Genomic DNA, 19,820 nt, shown 5'->3' on the forward strand with positions numbered 1-19,820 from the left:
TCCAGTGTGGCAAAACAATGGCAAAGTCAAAACTATTTCGTTATCCCACGGTTTCGCTCTCGGATCGCCCGAGGACGCCGGCGAGTTCGTCGGCGACGCGGGCGCCGAGCCCGTCCTTATCACCGACGAACTCGCGGGTGTCCCCTCGGCCGACGAGCAGCGCCCGCGTCGCCTCCTCGCCCATCACGCTCGCGTCGTTGGCGACCACGAACGAGAGCCCCACGCGGTCGCGGATGCGCTCCGCTTCCGCCACCATCGCCGCGTCGTCGCCCGACGTCTCGGCCTTGAAGCCGACGATCGGGAGGTCGGGATACGCCTCGCGCACCGAGTCGATGAGCTTCGGCGTCGGCCTGAGATCGACCGACAGCGGCGATCCGGACCGGATCTTCTCGTCGACGGCGTCGGCGGTGAAATCCGAGATGGCGGCCGCGGACACCAGCGCATCCGCGGTCGCGGCGGTCCGCCGACAGGCGTCCATCATCTCGTCGGCGGTCTCGACGGCGACCACGTCGGCGTAGGGGACCTCGGGGCCGTCCTGAACGAGCGTCACGCGCGCACCGCGGACGTAGCACGCCCGCGCCAGGGCGCGGCCCGTTTTCCCCGACGCGCGGTTCGTCAGGATGCGGATCGGGTCGATCCGCTCCTTCGTCGCGCCCGCGGTGACGACGATATGCGCGTCCGAGAGGGTCTGGGGCGTCGTCGCGCGGGCGGCCTCCGTGACGATGTCTTCCTCGGCGGCGATCTTCGCTTTCCCCTCCTCGATACGCGGGTCCGCGAAGCGGATCCCCCACGACTCCAAGCGGTCGAGGGCGTCGAGGACGCCCGGGTGGTCGTACATCGGCTCGTGCATCGCCGGGGCCATCACGACCGGTACGTCCGCGCCGAGCGCGGTCGTCGCACAGGTCGTCACGGGCGTGTCGTCGACGGCCGCGGCGATCTTCCCCGCGGTGTTGGCGGTCGCGGGCGCGAGCAGGAGCACGTCGGCCCACCCCTCCCGGCCGCATAACTCGACGTGTTCGACGCTGCCGGTGATCTCCGTGACGACCGGCTCGTCGGTCGCGAAGTCGACCGCCCACGGGTGGACGATGTTCGTCGCCGCCGGGGACATGACGGCGCGGACGCTCGCGCCGTGGCGGCGCAGTTCGTGCGCGAGTTCGACGACCTTCACCGCCGCGATGCTCCCCGAGACGCCGAGCGCGACGTTGACCCCGTCCAGCATTACCGAGACCGTTCCCCCCGCGACGGCTTATAAGATGCCGTTGCGGAGCGACCCGAGTGACCGATCGCGACGTGGTGTCCCGAGATCATTCGTCTTTAGCTAAGCCTCACACCTTGGTTGAGTAGCGGTAGCGAGCGTCTCTTGTAAGATCGGTCGTTGCTGGTGGATCTTTTGTGCGTCTTCGATCAGCCGCTCCAACAGCGGCGGTGGTGAGTAGCCGAGGAACTCACCGAGTTCGTGAAGAATGAGCTGGGCGTGCGACCGGAAGGTCGCCGCCCAGCGTTCCGGTGGAAACACGATCTCGTCGTCAGCCTGCTCGGAGACCAGATCCAACAACTCACGGCTCACTAGCAGCGACAGCAACGCCGCATACAGCAAAATCTCCACCACAACAGGGCTGCTCGTGTCGAACTCATCTAGTTCGTATTGCGTCTTCAACTCACGAAACAGCGTTTCTACCTCCCATCGACACCGATACAGCGTCCCTAGATCTGCCGGGAAAAACTCTTCTCTCGGTAGATTTGTGATGTACAGATGGTAGTCGTCGGCGTCCTCGTCCCGGACGCCGACGACGCGGAACCGCTTCGTGTCTAGCGACCGTGTTCCCTCGTACTGACCCCGCTTGAACTCCGCTTCGACCTCTACGTCAATGTACTCCCGCGAGAGATCACCGACCACGTCGTGGATCTTCTCCCCTTCTAAGGGAATGGCGCGCTAATGACTGAGAAAAGGTTTGAAAGCTAATCGGCAAAAGAGGATTGAAGCTCTAAGAGATCCGTACACCAAGTGTACGGCAATCTAATCGTGTTTTCATATTCATCGTAGTTTCACTCGATTAATTTGGTGGGGTCCGAATTCATCGGTTACACACCTGAGAAAGACGGTTTTCGTGATGAGTATATAAACGACGGTTGGATGGTTTCACACTATCTGTAAAGTGAGGGTAGAAGCTGTCTATCGCTGGATCTCTGCGCTCGTTTACAGAGCTGATCTAACTCATTACCGCGCCATTCCCGTAACTCCTCTGTTATCACCGGATTCGCGTTCTGCTTCAACCGGCTCACAAAGTAGCCGTCGTTCTCGTCGATCAGCGCAAAGCGGCGGTACTTGAAGTACGCTAGGTCGAACAAAACTAGCCGTCCATGCAGCCACGATCCCGTCTTGAACAACGTGCTGTCGTGCGCTTTTTCATCGGTCACGTCAATCCGTTCAATCGTCTGATCGGTGGCATTGTGGAGCAGGTGGAGCTTCGCTCCAGCCTGCTCCTCGTGGCGAGCTTGGAACTCGTTGGAAAGGAACTCGTGTAACCGCAACACCGTTCCATCAGCGATCATCACGTCCCTAAATCGGTCGATATCAGCGTCAACAGCGTCGGGAACAGCGACCTCGTCGAGACCACGCTCGACGAGGTCGCGGAGATACTCTGCAAGTGACGGTGTCAACCGGTGATAGAAGCCACCGGGAGAGATCGTCTCATCGGCTGTAGAGTTGTAGCTGCGTCTAAATCCAGCGAGTGTTCGGCTCTCGCCTGCGGCGAAGCCGAACACGAGCGCCCACACGAGGACGGGAATCTGAAGTTTGCCCTCACGCTCGACCACGCCGAGTTCCTCGGCGTGCTCTTCGAGGAACTCAGAGGGAAACAGTGTAGTAAGCCGACGCATGATTCTTGATGAGGAGGCGTCTTGGTGCACACTTGCCGCCTCCTCATTCCTCTCAAAAAGTAGCCTCGATAAGCCGCTGCTGTCATGCGGTTCTTCGCTTAGCTAAAGACGAATGACGGTGACATAGTACATTAGTAGTTCCATCCCTACTGACAGTGAACTGTACTGGAGGCCGAGGTCACCTATCCGGAGGGACAACGGTGATATAGTAATTGTCACGACCGGCGAAGGCGGCCGCGTGCTTGAGGAGACCCACTCAAAAACGGGCGATAGTCCTTGTTAGGCTACGCCAGGACATCGATTCTTCGATCACGGTCAGCCAAACGAGTGCGATTGGGTTCGTTCCCGGTGATGTTCAGTTTTGACGGCCAGTCAACCCCCCTGCGTCGGACGGAAGGAACTTCTCGCTATCAGTGTGTTCGAATGATGCGACGACGGTGCCGTCAAGCTGCCGGATCCGTGTCTGAACGGGATGGTCACCAATTGTTTCGCTAACGCCACCAATCGCAGTAAGTGGATATGCGGCGGCGATGAGGAGACACCGCTCCTGTTCGGGGTCCAAGATTTCGATGACGAGAAAGACGGTTCCAACTTTTGTGGCCCTATGGACATCGTACTGCGGAAAGTCTCCGTCTGCGACCCAGTCACTAATCTGGTCGGCATCCTCATCGGGTACGAGATGGCGGAAGGCGTACTCCTTTTCATCAGGGTTAGTCACGACCGTCGTCTCACTCGACTGCGTATACAGAACAGTCCACCCTGCTGTCTCGCGACGTTCGGCAAGGTCGGCGGCATCTGTAAGTGTCCGCTTCCAGGCCTCTCGGGCTTGCGTATCAACGCCTGCTGATTCGTCACGTGTCATGTCCCTACGGGCGTGGGCACCTTCCAAAAGTCTGTTCCACATCGGGGCCGCGTCCGCTAGCAGCTACCAAACAAAAAGCGCTTCAATTCCGATCGATGTCAACAGGATACAGATTCCAGCGGCAAACAGCTTTAGCGCCGGCGAATACCGCTCTTCCGGTGGGAGCATGTACCATCTGAGCGGCGGAACTGACTGTACGACGGCTTGAAAGCGAGTCACCTCACGGCTACCGATAGTTTGCGTTCGATCATGCCGAGTCAGCTCCATGCCCGATTCAGTGTGCTCAACATGCCACGGCCTTCCAGGAAGCAGACAGTACGTCGCGTACCCCAGAACAACGATCCCGAGTATGAAAGTAAACAACACCACGTCCGCCACTGTTCCAGTAATTGTCTGAATCACACCACCGACAACGAGTGCTATGGCTGTTACGACGAGTGCGTACACCGTTGCGTCAAGCACCCGCCGGGCGATTACCTCAGCCCAGCTCAACTCCGAGACCCATTCATCAGATCGATCTACTGAGCTCACGACTGGGGACTATCCGATCCGCTAGCGTCTGGGTCAGCGTACTCCTCTTTGTGGCGATGGCAGCGACTGGATCGGCCGCTGTCAGTCCGGCCAGTCGCCAGCAGCGAGGGGGCTTCACGATCGCAGACACTACCGAGTGCTGCTGTAATGATCTCTCTCGCGTGCTCCTCATTCCCGTCGTTGGCGGCCTCGATGGACTGTTGAATTGGCTCTTGTACATCAGAAGGGAACGACCGGCTGGCAAACAGTTCCCCAGCGGCTTCCTCGACATCCGGGAGCCGGGTCTCAAGTCCCAGTAGCTCACGGGCTCGTTCGGAGAGAGATGGATCTGTTCGTGAGCGCTCGCGGAGCACCTCGCGGAACACTTCGATCGCATCCCAGTCATGTTCGGATAGCTCTTCGAAGCCGTCGGGTCGAATCTTCGCTGGGCAGCGGGTCGAGAACACACACCCATTAGGCGGATCACGGGGACTCGGGGGTGTCCCGCGAAGGGTCGTCCGATCGCGTTTGACCGTCGGGTCTGGGGTTGGAACAGCCGATAGTAGTGACCGGGTATATGGGTTCTCGGGCTTTTGGAACAGCTGCTCTGTCGGTCCGAACTCCATTATTTTTCCGAGGTACATGACGGCGACGCGATCACAGATGTGGCGGACGACGGAAAGATCGTGGGCGATGAACAAGTACGTGAGATCAAGCTCCTCTTGGAGGTCCATCAAGAGGTTGAGAATCTGCGCTTGGACGCTCACGTCGAGCGCACTAACCGGCTCGTCGAGGACGACGAAATCAGGCTCGACGGCGAGTGCCCGAGCGATCCCGACGCGCTGCCGTTGGCCACCGGAGAACTGGTGCGGATACCGGTAGTAGTGCTCCTCACGGAGGCCGACGCGCTCGAGGAGATTTCTGACGCGTTGTCGGCGCTCGGCGGGCGTCTTCCAGTTGTGGACATTCAGGGGTTCTCGAATGATTTCGCCTACCGTCAGGCGGTCATTAAGACTCGATTCTGGGTCTTGGAATACGATTTGTGCGTCGCGTCTCCAGCGTTGGAGGGCATCACCCGACAGCGTAGTGATGTCGTCACCGTCGATGACGATGTTGCCATCGGTTGCTTCCTCAAGCCGGACGAGCGTCCGCCCGAGCGTCGTCTTTCCACAGCCAGACTCACCAACGAGACCGAGCGTCTCGCCCCGCCTCACATCGAAACTAACACCGTCCACGGCTCGGACCGGGTCGCCGCCGAACAACGAGCGTTCCTCATAATGTGTCTTTAGATCACGGACCGACAGCAGTACATCGTCATTAGCTGTGCTGTTGCTGTCTGAAATATTGCGCATCTCGGGGCTGGTCTCGCTACCTCCAGAACTCTCGCCGCTCATTGCTCGCCCCCATCATCAGCTGGCCGGTGATGAGCTACTGCCTCGTCGGTCGTCATTGACTCGGGATAGAGCAGACACGCCGCGTCATGATCCGGGTCGTCACCCACAGCGGTCGGGATTGGTGCGACCTCCGAACACTCCTCGAATGACTTTGGGCATCGTGGAGCGAACCGACAGCTGCTTGCGGGTTCATTCGGTGTTGGCACCTCGCCTTTAATCGTCTCGAGGCGGTCGCCACTAGTTTGAGTGCTGGGGATACTTCGCAGTAGTCCTCGCGTGTACGGATGCTTTGGCTCCGCAAATAGCGGTTCAACCGGCGCTGATTCGACTATCTCTCCGGCGTACATGACATTGACACGGTCTGCTACCTCGGCGATGACACCCATGTCGTGCGTGATAAACAAAATGCTGAGGTCGCGTTCTGCCTGGATGTCCATGAGGAGGTCAATAATCTGTGCTTGAATCGTGACGTCAAGCGCAGTGGTAGGCTCGTCACAAATCAAGACCTCCGGCGCACAGGCGAGCGCCATCGCGATCACAGCTCGCTGGCGCATGCCTCCGGAGAACTGGTGCGGGTACTCAGTGACCCGGCGGGCCGCATCCGGAATCCCGACCTCCTCGAGCAGTTCGATTGCGCGTTCTGTCGCCGCAGTACCACGAAGGTCTTGATGAAGCGACAGAGCCTCCTTAATTTGGTTTCCAACGGTGTATACCGGATTCAGCGTCGAAAGGGGGTCTTGGAACACCATCGCGATCCCGTCGCCGCGAATCGACTCGTACTCTGACTCAGTGTACTCCGTGATGTTATCTCCCTCAAATCGAATTGCGGATGCTGGATCGATCTCACCCGGCGATTCAATGAGTCCGAGTATTGACCGCGCAGTCACGGATTTTCCACTGCCAGACTCGCCGACGAGTCCGACGGTTTCACCGCGTCGAATATTGAATGAAATACCGTCGACTGCGTGGATCTGTTCGTGTTCAGTGTGGAAAACGGTACGTAGATTTTCCACCTCGAGCGCTAGGTCACGGCTCGATGTCGCATCAGCGTTCAATGGCACGTTGTCATCGCGTGCGTGTCGGCTCATCAGGCACCACCCCCAGCAGCGACGTTCTCGTTGCCACCGTCACCGATGTCACTCTCTGGGTCGATCGCATCTCGGACCCCATCGCCAAGCGCGTTGAATCCGGTTACGATGATCACGACGAGAATGCCCGGAATGAGCGAGATGTGCCATGACTGCGTGGCGACATACGGCTGTCCCGCGCTCACCGCTCGGCCCCACTCAGGTACCGGTGCTTCGATTCCGAGGCCAAGGAATGAGAGCCCCGCAATGCCGATAATAACGCCGCCGAGTGAGAGGGAGGCGTAAATGAGGAAGTAGCCAACGACGTACGGTAGCATGTGCTTTTGCATCGTCACTCGCGGGCGCTGCCCGTACGATTTCGCAGCGTCGATCCACTCACGCTCCGACACTTGGAGTGCCGGGCCACGGACGGCTCGCCATAGCGCCGGCCAGCCGGTGATACCGAACAGTATCGCGAGGACGAGCCCGCCGTTATACACCTCTGCGATCCATGTGTCGGAAAGGACGAACGACGCGAGAATGATAAACAACAGTTGGGGCATCGCTTGGATTGAGTCACCAGCAATCACAACTCCAAGGTCAACAAGTCCCTTGTAGTATGCCGTCAGCATCGCAAATACCATCGCAAACCCACCGGCAATGCCGAGGCTGGTGAGCCCAACAAGCAATGACACCCGAGCTCCCGACGCCATGAAGGTGAACAAGTCTTTGCCGTCTGGGAGTGTTCCGAACGGGTGGAACCGGTCGTACTGATCGTATTCAAGCGGTCCAACGTTGTTGTCGCCCTGTCCGCGAGACTGTGTATCACCGTTGGCTTCGCCGAAGAAAATCGATTCGACTTGTCCCGTCTCATCGTTGTAATAATCAATGCGGTTCTCGTATGGATTCTCGATGTTCTGATCGACAGTTGTCGGACCCAGCACCGGCGCAAACAGCGCCATGACGACAAACGCGAACACGATTGTGAGACCAAATAGCCCCCACGAGTGTCGGCGGAATCGGTTCACAACGTCGTCACGCGGCGTCCAGTCAGGAATCCGGTAATGACGCCGGTACAGCGTGTACCCCCACCACCCGACGAGCAGCCAGGTGAATGAGTACGTGTAAATTACAGCCACCCGGAGGGCCCACGCTACCGCTGGTGAAAGGCCGAGCGTTGTGCCTTCCCAGCCACTCGGCGTTTGGTATCCGGTATTGTCGATGACAGAGCGAGAGGTGATTGTCGGCAGCTCGGCTCCCCGCTCGGCGACTGTGGCGAGGAGTGCCGCAACCGGTTCGACGACTCCTGGGACCAGCCCGCCGACCCACCCCCACGGGGGCACCGACAGCAACCCGCTGACGATCGCACCAAACTCGACTGCGATGAGGACGGCAACAACGGCGGCCCAAGTCGCTGCGGGACCTGGATTTCGCGTAATCCGTTCAGACAGCGGTAGGTCGCGATCGCCCTCAGGACGACTAACCTCTTCTCGGAACTCACCAGTGCGAGTCGAGCCCGACCCGACGTCAGTGTCAGCTCCCATTATGCGCCTCCGTCGTATCCAACACGTGGGTCAATCACGGTGTACAGGAAGTCCTGGAGAATGTTGATCCCGACCGAGAGCAGAATGAACAAAAACATCAACGACCCGACAAGCGGGACATCTCCATTAATCGTTGCTTGGAAAAAGAGGTAGCCGAGCCCGTTAATTGCGAACACAGTTTCGACGAGCACGGATCCACCGAGAAGGAGGAACGCCTCTCCAGTAATGACAGGAACGAGCGGGATGAGTGCGTTCCGGAACATGTGCTTCCAAACGACGAGTCTCCCGGGCACTCCCTTCGCTTTCGCCATCTCAACATAATTTGCGTTTTTTGTTTCAAGCACCGCCGTACGCCCGATTCGCATCTCATTGCCCATGGACGCAGAGCCGAGGACCAGGGCTGCTGGAAGGATCGCTTTCAACGCACCAAGAAACTGTGTCGGTTCCCACAGCCCCGAAAGGTCGGGCGGGGTAACGATCTGTGTTTCAACAAGCCAGTCCCCCCAACTGAATCCGAACAACGCGTCCGATTGCGTGAGGACACTGACGAATATCACGGCTAACCAGAAGTTTGGCATTGCTCGCCAGACTATCCCGCCAAAAGAGGCGATGTAGTCAGCGAGCGTATTCGGGTTGAGCCCAGCATAGAACCCGAGCGGGAGCCCGACAAATATCGGGATGAGGATAGACCAGAACCCAAGCCACAGGGTTCGAGGGCCATAAACCCCGACGAGTTCCCACACTGACTGGCCGCGGACAACGACCCACGATTCTCCCAGCTGGAGCGTCAGGAGGTCGCGCATGAACTCCGCGTACTGAATCCAGAGCGGTTGATCGAGTCCAAGGCTATCCCTGATAGCGGCATACGCCTCCGTGTCGCCGCTTGGCCCGATGATCGCGGCCGCGGGGTCAATTGGTCCCACCCGAAGGATGAGAAACGTTACAGTCGTGCCGAGAAAGACAATCGGCACCATCAAAAGCACGCGCTTGAGAAAATACTCCCATCGTCCCATTTGCTAGGACATCGTATAATCTTATCATGTAATAATACTTGTCCTTACACCAAAAAGGGCTAATCACATCAGGATTTAAATTCCTACCATATTTGTCATAGTCATGCCGAATTCCGATTCGGACCGCACAAGAAGAAGGTTCTTACAGTCGACTGGCGCGCTCGCAGCAATGACGGCCGTTGCTGGGTGTTCGGGAGGAAGCGACGAAGAGGTCCCAGACGAGTTGGACGACGGTGGAAACGCGACTGATGGTGAAGACAACGATGAGAGCGCTGAGACAACCAGCGATGGCGAGAAAACGCTGCGCCTGTTGAACGCGTCGATCAACACGTTCGACCCGCCAGCAAATGTCCTTTCATCTGCCAATGAGGTCATCTTCCAAGTTTTCGACGGGCTTGTTGGGAAGCCGGAAGGAAAGTCAGGCGTTGTTAACCAGCTCGCGACTGAGTACGAAATTTCCGATGACGGGCTGACGTACACCTTCACACTCACTGAAGACGTAGTTGCTCACAACGGGAGTTCGGTCGGAGCTGCCGACGTTGTATACTCTTGGGAACGCGTCGCAGCGTCTCCAGATTCCTCGTCGGCGTTCCTGTTGCTCTCAGACCTTGGGATCGAACACGAGACAAACGAAGAGGGAGAGTACGTCCCCGGATCGATGGCCGTGGAGGCTGTTGACGACAGGACGGTCGAGGTGACGCTGTCATCACCATACTACGCGGCGCTCGATATCATGTCAGACGCGACGTTTGCCGTCCTTCCAGAGGGAATCGTCGGTGACATCGAGGGGTATGACGGTGAAATGGAGTACGACGAGTTCACTACGTCGCCGGTTGGAACCGGCCCCTTCGAGTTTGACACGTGGACGTCTGGCGAGGAGATGGCAGTGACTGCCTTCGACGAGTACCACGGCGAGGCGCCAATGGTCGACCGCGTCCACTGGCAGGTGATCGAAGACACCAACGCCCAGTACAACTACGCGATGAACCGGAACGTCGACGCGTTCTCGATCCCGACCGCCCAATATGATCCTGAGCTGGCGACGGTCAACGAGACGCAAGACAACGGCCTTCAAGTTGGTGAGTACGGGCCGGTACAGAACGGTGATATGGTCGATTACCTCCGGATTTCCGGGTTGAGCACGCAGTTCATGTTGTTCAACAACGACCAAGTGATCGAGCCAGCTCGGAAGGCCGTTGCGTGGGTGATGGATCACGAAGAAATCGCCAACAGCGCGTACAAGGGCCGAGTCGAGCCGGGGTATCACATGACGCCTGCGACCCTCTTCCCGGGCGGCCCGGAAGCGGCGGAGGAACACGCCCGCGAGAACTACCCGTACGGATACAACGAGTCGAACATCGAGGAGGCCCGCCTGATCATGGAGGAGGCCGGCTACAGCGACGACGACCCGTACGAGTTCGAGATTCTCAACGTCGAGGACACCACCTACGAGCAGATCTCCAATGACCTCCGGGACCGCCTCTCGGCTGCGCACATCGAGGTCTCCATCAGCACGGCTCCGTTCTCGACGCTGCTTGACCGCGAGTTTGCTGGCAACCGACCGGCCGGGCTCGGCGAGTGGGGGATGTCGTGGGCGGATCCGCTCAACGTCCTCGCGCTGCTGTATCCGCCGAACACCCGCTCGACGGACAACGAGGGGGTCAGCGGAAACCCGCTCGTCGCGCTCAACTGGGTCGACACCGAGGCCTCACAGACCGCTCGCGACTCGTGGAACACGATGCAAGAGAACTCGACCCGCGACGACGCCGCCAGGGAGCGCTGGGAGGAGGCGCTCATCCAGATGGAGGAGGCCAACTGGGAAGATTGCGCGATGATCAACTACGCGTACCCGGCCGCAGAACGGTTCTCGTACGACTGGGTGGACATGCCCGAGTTTGGCGAGCTAGGGGCTCTGAGCCGGTACACTGGCGTCGATATCGATACTGACGCACAGTCTTGACACCCTCCCCGCGCTAAAGCGCGAGCCGCTCTCCTCGATTCTCCATAAATACCACGCTGCTGGGAGCTCTTTTTTACTCATCGGGCTCTGTTGAAATCCTGTCCTTCAGATATATTATCGTCTGAAACAGCTGGTCGCTGAAGGGTGCTTACCCGTTATTTGTCGAGTGACTGAACACATCTCTGAGAAGCACTCCACCGCTACTGATGGCGATTAATCCACCGGTAGCTTGGAGGACAGCTGGAAGGGCACCATTTGAGGGCCCGGAAAAAACGAGTATGAGAGATAGCCCGATTAGCATCAAATACAACGGAGTCTCATACATATCTGAACGTTCTCTCTTCATTGTTTAATATCTGTGAATTGACCTCGACCGAGCCGAAATATATCACTCGATAAGGATTTCAACAGAGTCACTCATCGCTATTGTCGACAGCGCAGACGATACTGGCGCGTTTCCGCTTAGTACGGAAACGCCATACACGCCACCGAGCCGCCTGCTTTCATAAATTCATCTGTTGATACATGGAGAGTCTCATACCCGTGTGACTCGAGCGCGTGGATAGTTTGGTGGTTTGACTCTTCGATGACAACGACGTCACCTGACAGCGAGTGGCAGTTACACGCGAAGTGATCCTGTGCTGCCTCTGGTGAGACTTCTATCAATGTTTCAAATAACGTGTCAAGTTTTTCCCGGCCTGCGTCAGTAAACGCGTCAGGACACACAACGGCCGTCTGTTCGTCGATAGCTGAAAAGCAAACATCGAGATGGTAGTATGAGTCGTCAGTGAGTTCAAGCGGAACGACGCCGACATCGTAGCGGTCTGCTATTTCCCGGTATGCCTCGAGGTCAGTTCGTGGCCCGTAACCACCCCAGAGGAGGCGACGCCCCGGATGCCAGCGGGCATCGCCGCACCCCTCGAACGGAACATCCGTACGAAGCTGTTCAGTTGGAATATCCCGGTTGGTACACCACTGCTTGAAGTAAGCAGGCTCATCATGTCGTTCTTCAGTTGCCATCTGCGCGAGCAGGAACCCGTCGCGATCTGGAAGCGAAAGGGCATGATTCGAGCAGAAGGTAATGTCTGGGAGTTCCCCGGGCGGGGCAACTTCGACCTCGCTAAGATCGTCCCAAACCGCGTCGACATCCATGATCGAAACGTCGGCCAGATCCTCATATCTGGATACGAGATCGTGCCACTGTTGGTTCGCAGTGGAACTGTCCACGCCGGACACCATGTACGGATTAATCTCGTAGTCGACGGAGAAATGCGTCGGAGTAGTAAATAAGACTGATTCGTCTCTGGATCGTCGTGAGAATGAGTCAAGTGGCGGAAGCGCATTCGGGTCAACGTAGAGGTTGTCAATCATCGTGAACAGACACACTACCTCATCACCTGCTAATAAGACTTGGGCAACAGTAGCTTTCGCATGAAATTCCAGCCGTTTGTTTGCTAATTTGGCTGTGAAGTGTGTCAAATAGCCAGTTCTGGTGGTGATATCTGTCTATATAAATATACACAATTAGAGCGACCCGTATCAACTTGGGCCCCCTAGAACGTCAGTGGAGGACGTCAAAAATACTGAGTAGAGCAATACTGAGGGAGGCAGTCACTGCGCCACACAATGCAGGTTATGTTACCAAGATCATGTAAACGAAATATTGAGTCCAAGCCAATTCCCAGCTGAGGGTGGCGGTATAAATTTATATTTTTTCTAATAAAAGATCAACTACCGTAGTCGTGGGGGAGCTATCACAGGTCGGGTTTGGGCCTGGAGCATATCACATACAAATATGTGTTAGATGCCTTATTCCTCTATCTGAGAAATCCAGGAAAGACGCCTTTCTTACATATCTGAGTATGAAACCTTACTCAGTAGTCTTATTTAGAGATCTTACTTAGAGGTCTAAGATAGATAAGAGTCATAGATGAATGTCTGACGTATACTTATGTGGTATGTCTCTAATAATGCTGTATGCTCTCGTACACGGTTTACAGCGAGGCTGGCGGCGTCGGGAAGACGTCGCTAACCGCGAATATCGCCTGTGCGCACGCCCGAGCGGGGCTTGATGTGTTGGTGATTCCGCTCGATCCACAGGACGGGAACCTGAGTCGGCTGTTCGACGTCGACGACGACCGGAGTGATTCAGCAGCAGACAGTCTCGTGCGACACCTTGTCGATAACCCGGGTGGCGACTTCGACGATCTGATCCGGACGGCAGAGGGTATTGATATTATTCCGGAACACAACACCCTTTCAGATCTCTCAGACCACTTAGCACGAGAGAAAAGTCGGGCCGAAGACTTCGGCGATGCGTACAACATCTACGCGCAACTCCGGCGTGTCCTCGTTGAGAACGATGTGCCGGACCGGTATGATGTTCTTATCTGTGATCCTCCAGCAACGGAGTCAGATCATCTCTATAATGCGATCTATGCGACGAGGAACCTCCTCATTCCGTTTGAGCCGTCCGCAAAGGGAGAAGCGTCCGTTGAGGGCTTAGAGGAGCTTGCGACGAACTTCGCGGATGAATTGAATATCGAAGTTGGGGTGCTTGGAGCCGTCCCAATCGAGTTCAAGGGGACGAGAGATCAAAACGAGATCGTCGAGGACGTGCCCTTCGAGGTTCCGGAGGTGATCGGCGACCGAACATCGATGATGGAGGGCTGTTGGCGACACCAGTGTAGTGCGTTTGAATTTGTGCGAACGCACCGGAGCCGACGCCGCGACTACGAGGTTGAGACGCTGGCAAAGTTCGATCGAATTGCTCGCTCGCTTGAGACGCAGGGCGGCATTGTGGCGCCTTCGCCGCCTGAGCCAGGCGCGTTGGACGATCCTGAGGAGGTGACCGTCTGATGGGGGGATTCAAAGAGGGCACTGTGAATGGGTGGGAGGACGAGGAAGAGGACGACGATGAGCCGGAGGTCGAACCCGCTTCCTCGTCCGACATGGACTCGAAAAGCGACCAGGCAGAGACAACTGAGGTGGAGATAGAGACTGGAGCGAGCAGCAGCGCCGACAATAGCGGACGCGACACAGCAAGGAGTGACATTCCGTGGATATTACGCCGAAACAGCATCACAGACGGGCGAGAACAAACGGTCCAGCTCCACCTCCAAGAAGACACGCTGAACGTCCAGCGGACACAGAAGTCGATTATTGAGAGCCGACTCGGAGAAAGCGTGCGGAAAGCGGATCTCCGTGAGGCAGCGCTGCTGGTTGGACTTCAACACACGGATGATGTTGTCGACGTGCTCGAAGGGTGGGGATACGCGCTCGAATGATATCGCAGTATATGGTTTATTAGACAGTCAGCATTCACGGACAGCCGGCCGACGATAGCTACTCATCCGCTGAGAAAATGTCGCTGCCCACGTCAGAGAGTTCACCCGCCTCCTTGTGGGCATACATCTTCGATGTCGTTGATGGATCCTCGTGTCGGAGGACCCGTTGCGCGTCACTGAACCCCGCTGCATCGTAGTACGCCTCACCAACGCCACGGCGAGCGCCGTGGAGGGTGAGATACGCTTTCGAGTCGTCTGAACAGTCCACAGCGGCTGCCTGAGAGTGCTTTTTGAGCGTGTATCGGCCGCCTTCCGTAGTTAGAGCCGGCGGGGTGAGGTCCCGTTCACGAAAGGCATCAACGAGGTCTGCGGTGCCGAGACTCGTAACCGTGTCAATAGTCTCTGGATCGGCGTCACGCTCCTGAAGTTGACTTCGCGCAGCATCCCGCAGGGATGCGAGGTGGAACGAAGGGAACACGGGCCACGCATCGGTGGGCGGGTCGAGGAGCGTCTGCCAGCGGTTGAGGGCACTAACGGGACGATCTGTCAGCGGTGCCTTCTCGATTTGCTGGCTTTTGCCGAGGACTGTCAATACCTCCTGGTCAGTATCGATATCCCCCCATGTGATTCCCGTCCGCCGGTCATCGCGACTAGAGGCGAGGACCTCGGCACCGCGGACGCCAGAGAATCCGATGACGTAGACGAGCGCCCGGTCACGGGCAGCTGTGAGTGCTTCTCGGCTCTGCGGATCCGCATCAATCGCCGCATACGCTCGCTCGTCGACGTACGAGACGATTGTCTCGCGCTGCTGGGTCGACCAGAACTGCTGTTTGCTAGAGTCGGTTGCGGGCCGGTCAGGCATTTCGTCTTTTGCGCGGTCGGTATCCGCGGGGTTCTCTGGGATGTACTCCCACTGCTGGCAGTAACGGAGGTATGCGGAGACGAGCGAGTAGTAGTTCCACGCAGTGGCTGCTGTGATCCCGTCCGTGTCATTGCTGGCTCGACGGGCATTCACCCGTCGGGCGAGGTGACCGGCATACCGGGCGAGGTGACGACTGTCGACCGCTTCTACGGTAGTCACGCCTTGGCCATTCATCCATTCGATCCAGTCCGGGACGACGCGTTCGAGCGCTTGAACGTAATTGCCGGATCGCTGCGTCGTTCCGTCCTCGGACTCGCCAAGCGTCTTCGCCTTGGCGTCGAGAAAATCGGTCAGGGGCTCGTCGAGTGGCGTTTCACTAGTCGTGTCCCCAGGTTGAGGGCCGTCAGTTGGCTGTACCATCGATTTAGCTTCACCGACAGCGGGCATCCTCAAAAATCTACTTGTGACTACTACACTAATCCAAAGTAGGTGCGGGTATTAGCTATAATAGCGTATGAGCTCTTCTGAAGCTGATTTTCATACGATCAAGCCTCACTACTTGTCTGGTAAATCTTATTTCGATATATAGAATCTATAGGTTGGAAGTTGAGACTACAGCGGGTTTAGCGGGTGTGAGATGCGTGATTTCGACTGAATCGGTGCGCAGATACCGGTTGGATGATGCCTCCGAGAGCGGGTTCGTATCGGTCATCGAACTATTTCGGGAAATGACCGAAGTTCGCAAGAGCGCTGCCGCTCACGAGTCGGGGCATTCCCTGAGTCTCAGATAGCCGCTACCCGACCCCCGTCTCCTTCCGGAGCAATGTCAGCGTGTTCTGCGCCGTTACAACGGGTTCACGGTCGTACACACCACCGTTCTCACACTGAAACAGCATATCGATCCCGCGCCAGATCGAATACAGGAGACACGCAAACGCGAAATAAAAGAATCGCAGCACGAAATCTTTCGACGTTGTCGCTGCCATGAACCGCTTGATCGACTTGTAGCCGCGCTCAATGTCCCAGCGTTTCCCATATTCTGTGATGGCGCTGGGGTCGCCGTTGGTCATGAACACGGCGTACTGCCCGTAATCTGTCCGGTCCGAGTTCTTCTTTCGACGGTACTGGAGCGTCGTCTCGTGCCACTCGTTGTTCCCCAGATGGAGTTTGCGGTCGGTGACGTAGCGGTCTTGGTCGCGCTGAAGCAATCGTTTGGCCTGAGCTTTCTCGCTGGTGTGCATCCGCTTTGGCACAACGTACGTGACGCCCCGGTCGGCTATCGCTTCGAGAATATGCTGGCTGTCGAACTCCCGGTCCATGAACACGCGGTCAACGTCGACGAGCCCCATTGCCGAATCGAGGAGGTCCTCGACGATCTCTAAGCGGGTGTCACCCTTCCGGATGGGACGTGCGTCAAGAACCAGTGGTACGGAATCACCGACAAGCTGGACGGTCGCCCACTGATAGGCGTACTCGGCGGTCTTCTCTTTCGTGCCGATAATCTCGTCTTTGTGGCCCGTCCGGTCACCGGTGAACGGGTCGGCTTCCGTCGTGTCGATAGCAATGTAGCTACGCTGGTACAGGCTTCGCATCTGGGCCGTCCGATTGACGAGTCGCTGGGCAGCCTCGCGATACATCTCACGGATGCGCTCGATAGATAGAGATCGTATCTGGTCTCGGTGATTATGACCGAGGGGCGTCCGCTCGCGCGTCGTGTCGTAGCGGAAGCTGCGAGCGCCCTCATTGGCGGCGAGGTTCTCGTGAAGGCCGAGATACGTTTGAAGGTTCCAAAACGCGTTCTCGTGGATAGCACAACCACTCGCGCGGTCGAGCGAAAACACCGGATAGACGAGGTGGCTGACGTGAGTCGTGAGCTGTTGTTTGCGCTCGAACGCAGATGGGCCGGTCGTCTCGTCGTCATCGGTCTGGCGACGCGGAATTGTACGCGGCGGGGTCCGTAGAACCGAGACCCCAGCGTCGGACGCTTTGAAGAGGATCGTCCGCGCGGCAGTTTCGATACACTCGCGGAGGTCGGAGGTGAACCGATAGTGCCAACTCCGCCAGAGCGTCGACTGGTCGGGCACAGTCTCGAACCCGAGGCGACGGCGGAGAGAGGGTCGGTCTTCCAGATACGAGCAGAGTGCCGTTTCGTAGTCCCACCCGTAGAGTTCCTTGAGGAGAAACCCACGGAATAGCACCTCCATCTCGTACGTCGTGCTCCCAGTGTAGCGGTCGTGAGCGTCGAATTCGACGTAGGCTAGCGGCCAGTGAGCGACGAACGCTTCGATAGAGTCGTGGGCGTCGTGGTCGAACCAGACGGTCGCGAGGACCCGGACATCTTCAGCAAGGCCGGCTGTTGAACTCCGGTCGTAGAGGGGCGTCGCATGATAGGCTGGCCAGTCGTAGTAGGACGTCTGGGCGATGCGACGGTACACAGCACGTCGAGAGGATTGTGTCGGTGTCATCGGACAGCGCTACTATAACTGACGACAAAAGCTACTTTGGTGAATCACCCACTCGACAGTGCTCAATACAGGGGACTCACAGCCCACGAGAATTCTTCAGCAATCGTAGCAGCATAGCTAAAGTCAGCATCATCACAACGGTGAACGTAATTGCGATAATAAGGGTTCCTGTACCGATCATGCCTGTTTTCAAGTGTACAACCTGAATAACACATCGGCTCAAAGATCCCTCTGGGACTGCGCGGGCCGATCAGTTCGCAGTTCCCATCGACCGGCTGTTTCAGGTGATAATGTATCTGAAGAAGAGGATTTTAACAAAGCCTATTCTTCCTCTCTGGATGTCCGGAACGATTCTTTGAGCGCATTTCGAAGAATACTGTTATCTAACTCATTTTCTTCAATACCAGTACTGGTTGCTCGAAATCCGATTCCCTCATCATTCAGAAAGGCAACAATGAGCGGGTATAGTTCCTGTGCATCCCTTTCTATGTCCTGAATCTCGTCCAGCTCCTCTATCATATCATACGATACCTCACCGCTGTCAACTTTTTCTGGGTCTAGGCCAATCCACGTGGCTATTGCTCGGTCGTCCTCGTTAGTATAGTGGCGGATAACTTGGTAGAAAGCGAATGGATCTTCCGGACGTATACCGCGCTGAACGATAGATTCTGTCTCCTCGTATCCTCGTTCGCGTATTTTCTTGTCGAGATCTGCGAATTTTGTGGTATCGTAGACCCTCTCCAAGAGCATATCTCGTTTCTGCCCAACCACCCGAAGCCTCGAATTTTCACGACCGTTTTCGTTATCCTTGCTCATTTTGTATTGCTATTCTAAAATTACAAGTGGTAGATACTAAATTGGTCCCCGTATCTGCTACGCTCGCAGAACAGCATACAACAATACCGGAGAGTCGTGCGGTCGGCACGCAGACATACTGAACGGGTGACTCACCCCGTACTGACGTCGAAGGAAAGGAACATATCGGTTCCACCTTCTGAAGCTGTGACCGTAACATTGAGATAGTTGGTCTCATCTTCAGTTGGGTCTATTAGTGTAGTTCTTCGACGAGCGCAGCAACCGCCTCGTCGACGAGATCGCTGTCAAGGCGACCTTGCCAGAAGTCGATATCCTCGTGGTCGATCGATTGTACTCCCCACGGGACAATCTGACTCTCATCCGGGGTCCCACCACGAAGCCAACTCTCACCAGGAACGTCGATCAGGCCGTCCATCCAGGATTTCGACGTCAACGTGAGCGCAATATACTGCTCCCCGTGGAACGGACGGCCTTTATGATTCAGGAGAATGAGCCAGGGCCGAGCATCTTCCTCGCCTTTGAACGGATCATCCCCGTAGACGACGTCGCCACGCTCGAAAATTGGTCTCTCTCCGTCGGTCACTATTCGTCCTCGACGCTCGGATGCGGTTCCTCGGGTGCGTGTTCGCGCCAGGACTCCTTGTCCTCTGTACCGAGTCGCTGGTTGAACAGGGCGGTCGCCCGTTCGTACCCGCTGTATCCGTCGAGTCGCTCCGTGTCGTCGGTTATCGCCCAGTACGTCGCTTTGTGTTCGACGAGATCGCGGCCCTTCAGTCTCGAGAGCGCGGTGCTGACCGCGCCCTCATCGAGACCGATCTGAGAGGCGATCTCGCGAGCCTTGAACGCGCGATCATCGTTGGCGGCGAGAAATCCGAGGACCTGATCCGGGACGGAGAGTTCCTCGAGTTCGTCCTCGCTCGTCTTCTCGAAGGTATCCCGGTCGATGGACATTATTGAGCAGAAATACGGTGTCAACCGTAATGAGAGTTAGGTGTGAAAGTGGTGAAAACGCTGAAGGAGATACTTCGTCCGTCGCTCTTCGGTAGACTGGCGGAACTAGCGGAATACATTGACAGCGATACAGTCCACGAGACTGTGGATCGGTGCCCCAGTAAGGTTCAGTGACCGGAGGAAGCCGTAGGTCCGAGCGGCCTGCTCCA

At 57.0% G+C, this 19,820-nt stretch carries 16 protein-coding genes and 2 pseudogenes; 3 read left to right on the forward strand and 15 right to left on the reverse strand.

Features of this window, described 5'->3' with window-relative positions:
* Positions 1-40: 40 nt before the first annotated feature.
* The 8 genes and pseudogenes from coaBC to B9G49_RS02880 form a co-directional block, all read right to left on the reverse strand.
* Positions 41-1,219 carry a bifunctional phosphopantothenoylcysteine decarboxylase/phosphopantothenate--cysteine ligase CoaBC gene (coaBC, locus tag B9G49_RS02845; protein WP_086215353.1) on the reverse strand — a complete coding sequence of 393 codons (1,179 nt, stop codon included), beginning with the start codon at positions 1,217-1,219 and terminating at the stop codon, positions 41-43.
* 99 nt (positions 1,220-1,318) lie between these two features.
* Positions 1,319-2,880, reverse strand: a pseudogene (locus tag B9G49_RS17305) (IS4 family transposase).
* A 355-nt stretch (positions 2,881-3,235) separates the two neighbouring features.
* The gene (locus tag B9G49_RS16110) at positions 3,236-3,742 is read right to left on the reverse strand and encodes a hypothetical protein (RefSeq protein ID WP_143414677.1); all 507 of its coding nucleotides are present in this window, start codon (positions 3,740-3,742) and stop codon (positions 3,236-3,238) included.
* A 63-nt stretch (positions 3,743-3,805) separates the two neighbouring features.
* On the reverse strand, positions 3,806-4,273 hold the full coding sequence (locus B9G49_RS02860; RefSeq protein ID WP_198943799.1) for a hypothetical protein: 468 nt from the start codon (positions 4,271-4,273) through the stop codon (positions 3,806-3,808).
* Positions 4,270-5,604 carry an ABC transporter ATP-binding protein gene (locus B9G49_RS02865; protein WP_086215361.1) on the reverse strand — a complete coding sequence of 445 codons (1,335 nt, stop codon included), beginning with the start codon at positions 5,602-5,604 and terminating at the stop codon, positions 4,270-4,272. Before B9G49_RS02865 ends, B9G49_RS02860 begins: the two co-directional genes overlap by 4 nt.
* Before the next feature lie 38 nt (positions 5,605-5,642).
* Complete coding sequence (locus B9G49_RS02870) at positions 5,643-6,734, reverse strand: ABC transporter ATP-binding protein (RefSeq protein WP_080508691.1); 1,092 nt, start codon at positions 6,732-6,734, stop codon at positions 5,643-5,645.
* Complete coding sequence (locus B9G49_RS02875; RefSeq protein ID WP_086215354.1) at positions 6,734-8,257, reverse strand: ABC transporter permease; 1,524 nt, start codon at positions 8,255-8,257, stop codon at positions 6,734-6,736. Before B9G49_RS02875 ends, B9G49_RS02870 begins: the two co-directional genes overlap by 1 nt.
* Positions 8,257-9,270: an ABC transporter permease gene (locus B9G49_RS02880; RefSeq protein WP_049933236.1), complete on the reverse strand. Its 1,014-nt coding sequence runs from the start codon at positions 9,268-9,270 to the stop codon at positions 8,257-8,259. Before B9G49_RS02880 ends, B9G49_RS02875 begins: the two co-directional genes overlap by 1 nt.
* A 169-nt stretch (positions 9,271-9,439) precedes the next feature.
* On the opposite strand from B9G49_RS02880, the gene B9G49_RS02885 reads away from it, so the two are divergent.
* A complete protein-coding gene (locus B9G49_RS02885; RefSeq protein ID WP_158093595.1) occupies positions 9,440-11,230 on the forward strand; it encodes an ABC transporter substrate-binding protein in 1,791 nt (596 codons plus the stop codon).
* A gap of 462 nt (positions 11,231-11,692) precedes the next feature.
* Here the strand turns inward: B9G49_RS02885 and B9G49_RS02890 are convergent, their stop codons facing one another.
* A complete protein-coding gene (locus B9G49_RS02890; protein ID WP_086215356.1) occupies positions 11,693-12,601 on the reverse strand; it encodes a dimethylarginine dimethylaminohydrolase family protein in 909 nt (302 codons plus the stop codon).
* 606 nt (positions 12,602-13,207) lie between these two features.
* Between B9G49_RS02890 and B9G49_RS02895 the strand changes: the two genes are divergently transcribed.
* A complete protein-coding gene (locus B9G49_RS02895; protein ID WP_049933239.1) occupies positions 13,208-14,089 on the forward strand; it encodes a ParA family protein in 882 nt (293 codons plus the stop codon).
* A complete protein-coding gene (locus tag B9G49_RS02900) occupies positions 14,089-14,517 on the forward strand; it encodes a hypothetical protein (RefSeq protein ID WP_086215357.1) in 429 nt (142 codons plus the stop codon). Before B9G49_RS02895 ends, B9G49_RS02900 begins: the two co-directional genes overlap by 1 nt.
* A gap of 58 nt (positions 14,518-14,575) precedes the next feature.
* Here the strand turns inward: B9G49_RS02900 and B9G49_RS02905 are convergent, their stop codons facing one another.
* The 6 genes and pseudogenes from B9G49_RS02905 to B9G49_RS16120 form a co-directional block, all read right to left on the reverse strand.
* A complete protein-coding gene (locus tag B9G49_RS02905; RefSeq protein WP_086215358.1) occupies positions 14,576-15,799 on the reverse strand; it encodes a site-specific integrase in 1,224 nt (407 codons plus the stop codon).
* 374 nt (positions 15,800-16,173) lie between these two features.
* Positions 16,174-17,844, reverse strand: coding sequence for a transposase (locus B9G49_RS02910; RefSeq protein ID WP_086215359.1), 1,671 nt, complete (start codon positions 17,842-17,844; stop codon positions 16,174-16,176).
* A gap of 321 nt (positions 17,845-18,165) precedes the next feature.
* Positions 18,166-18,660, reverse strand: coding sequence for a hypothetical protein (locus tag B9G49_RS16115; RefSeq protein WP_143414679.1), 495 nt, complete (start codon positions 18,658-18,660; stop codon positions 18,166-18,168).
* A 232-nt stretch (positions 18,661-18,892) separates the two neighbouring features.
* Positions 18,893-19,243, reverse strand: a complete 351-nt coding sequence (locus B9G49_RS02915) for a type II toxin-antitoxin system PemK/MazF family toxin (protein WP_049933410.1) — start codon at positions 19,241-19,243, stop codon at positions 18,893-18,895.
* Positions 19,243-19,611: a helix-turn-helix domain-containing protein gene (locus tag B9G49_RS02920; protein WP_049933409.1), complete on the reverse strand. Its 369-nt coding sequence runs from the start codon at positions 19,609-19,611 to the stop codon at positions 19,243-19,245. Before B9G49_RS02920 ends, B9G49_RS02915 begins: the two co-directional genes overlap by 1 nt.
* Before the next feature lie 105 nt (positions 19,612-19,716).
* Positions 19,717-19,820 (reverse strand): annotated as a pseudogene (locus B9G49_RS16120) (IS1595 family transposase); the annotation flags it as partial.

The sequence above is a fragment of the Halorubrum sp. SD683 genome (assembly GCF_002135045.1).
GTDB classification, from domain to species: domain Archaea; phylum Halobacteriota; class Halobacteria; order Halobacteriales; family Haloferacaceae; genus Halorubrum; species Halorubrum ezzemoulense.